Source organism: Actinotalea ferrariae CF5-4, from assembly GCF_000603945.1.
Taxonomy (GTDB): domain Bacteria; phylum Actinomycetota; class Actinomycetes; order Actinomycetales; family Cellulomonadaceae; genus Actinotalea; species Actinotalea ferrariae.
Map to the genome: position 1 here is coordinate 1 of NZ_AXCW01000390.1, position 2560 is coordinate 2560.

The window sequence follows — 2560 nt, forward strand, 5'->3', positions numbered from 1 at the left end:
GGCTCCGGCCGCGGTCGCGCCGCCCGCAGCGGCTGCCCGGCGCGCGGCGCCGCTCGTGTACCGGCGTCCGACCACCGGCGGCGGCTCGTCCTCCAGGAGCGCCTCGCGGACGATCCGGCGCGGGTCGTACCGGCGCGGGTCGAGCTGGGACCAGTCGACGTCCGCGCCCTCCTCGCCCATCTCCTCGGCGACGCGGACCTTGGCGGTCTTGACGAAGCCACGGAGCTGACGCACCCACCCGCCGAGCTGCTCGGCGTACCGGGGCAGCCGCTCGGGCCCGACCACGACCAGCGCGACGAGCAGCAGCACGAGCACCTCGCTGCCGTTGATCCCGAACACGCCGCCATGCTAACCGCGCCGTGCCCGGCCCGGACGAGCGGCCGGGCGCGGCCTCAGCCGGACGCCGGCGTCACTGGGTGGCGACCTCGTCCAGGACGACGCGGACCTCGCGCTCGTCCTCGCCGCTGCGCACGGTGAGCGTGACCGCGTCACCGGGAGCGCGGGCGCGGATGGCCACGACGAGCTCGTCGTTCTCCGTCACCGGGCGGCCGTCGATCTCGAGGATCACGTCGCCCGGGCGGATGCCGGCGCGGTCTGCGGGCCCGTCGGGCACCACGGGCTGCCCCAGGTCCGGCTGGGCCCCGGTGGCCACCCGGACGCCCTCGCCGGTATAGGTGCCGTCGAGCAGGACGCCGATGACCGGGTAGGTCGCCCTGCCGGTCTCGATGAGCTCCTCGGCGGTCCGGCGCGCCTGGTTCGACGGGATCGCGAAGCCGAGACCGATGCTGCCGCCCGCCGCGCCGAGTCCCGGCGGCTGGGCGATGGCCGAGTTGATCCCGACGACCTGGCCGTCCGCGTCGACGAGCGGGCCGCCGGAGTTGCCCGGGTTGATCGCCGCGTCCGTCTGGATCGCGTCGATGAACGCGGTCTCGTCCTGGTTGCCCGCGGACACCGGCCGGTTCAGCGCGCTGACGATGCCGGTGGTGACCGTGCTCTGCAGCCCGAGGGGCGCACCGATCGCGATGACCGGGTCCCCCACGACGACGTCGTCGGAGTCCGCGAGCGCGAGCGGCTTCAGGCCGGAGCGGTTCACGCGGATGACGGCGAGGTCGTACTCGGCCGTCCGTCCGACGATCTCCGCCGGCTCCTCGCTGCCGTCCGCGAACACCACGACGACCTGCCCGCCGCCCCCGTCGGCCGCCGACACGACGTGGCTGTTCGTCAGGAGGTAGCCGTCCTCGCGCAGCACGAAGCCCGACCCGGTCCCGGCGCCCTGCGGCCCGCGGACCTCGATCGCGACCACGCTCGGCAGGACCTCGGCGGCGATGCCCGCGACACCCGTGAGCCGGCCGGCCCCGGGATCCCGCTCGACGGAGACCGGGAGGGCGGCGTCCGCGCTGCGGCCCTGGTCGCCGCGTGCGGCGATCTCCTGGGCTCCCCACCCGCCCAGGGCGCCGGCCACGAGGGACAGGAGGACCAGGCCGACCACCCACCCGGCACCCGGCCGCTGCCGGCGGGGCCGCGGCGGCGGGACGGGCCTGCCCCAGTTGTCCAGCGCCGCGCCCGGCTGGCCCGGCTGGCCCGGCTGGCCCGGCTACCCCGGCTGACCTGGGTACCCCGGCTGCCCCGGGTACCCGTTCTGACCCGCGTTCTCCGTCTGCCTCGGGTACCCCGGCTGCCCCGCAGAGGCCCGCTGCCCGCCCGGGTGGCCGGGCGACACACCGGCCGGCGCCTCCGTCCCCGGCGTCACGGACGTCGCCGACGGGGAGGGGGTCGCGGACCCGGAGGACGTCGCGGACCACAGGGTCGCGCCCGAGCCGGACCACACGCTGCTCTGCCGCTGCGTCGGGTCGGGTCGGGTCGGCGCCGGGCGCCCCTCGAGCGGCCCTCCGGGGGGCGCGTCCACGGGGACGCCCGGAGGCGCCGCGGCGCCCGTCGAGGGGGCCCAGGGCGCGGCGAAGGGGTTGTCGCGGCTGTCGGTCACGGGAGCAATGATCCCGTGAGCGCGTCCCAGCCGCGCGACAGGCGTGCCCCGACGCCGTCGTCGTACGCCGCGGCCGGGTGCGCCGCGACCAGCTCGCGCACGTCGGGCGTCGGACCGTCCGCCACCACGGTCACCACGGAGTCGCCCGACTGCCAGACCACGTACCAGGGGTCGCCGCAGACGAGGTGGACCTGCCGGCCCCCGACGTCGACGACGGGCAGGTCACGCAGCACCTCCGGGTGCAGCCGTCCGTGCTCCTGGACCACGACGACGGGCCCGTCAGGGCCGATCAGGTCCAGCTCCAGGGTCCCGGTGCCGCTGGTGTCCAGGCGCAGACCGGTGACCCGGGTCGTGGCGGGCAGGGCGACCGGGCTCGCCCACCCGTGGTCAGCCATCCACGAGAGCACCTCGCGGTGGGCGTCCTCACCCGTCAGGGACACGTCGGTGACCACGGCCTGCGGGCCCAGCGGCCCCGAGGCCGAACCGTCCGGGGGCGCCTGCACCGGTCCGGCGCCCAGCCCCGCCGCCGCGGCCGACGGCCAGGCTCGCGACACCTCGGCGCCACTCGGCGCGGCG

At 77.2% G+C, this 2560-nt stretch carries 2 protein-coding genes and 1 pseudogene; all 3 read right to left on the reverse strand.

Annotated elements, in window-relative coordinates:
• On the reverse strand, nt 1-339 hold a 339-nt coding region (locus tag N866_RS18095), incomplete at its 3' end, for a twin-arginine translocase TatA/TatE family subunit (RefSeq protein WP_034229314.1).
• A gap of 70 nt (nt 340-409) precedes the next feature.
• Nucleotides 410-1489, reverse strand: coding sequence for a S1C family serine protease (locus N866_RS18100; RefSeq protein WP_052023242.1), 1080 nt, complete (start codon nt 1487-1489; stop codon nt 410-412).
• A 491-nt stretch (nt 1490-1980) separates the two neighbouring features.
• Nucleotides 1981-2560, reverse strand: a pseudogene (locus tag N866_RS21660) (hypothetical protein); the annotation flags it as partial.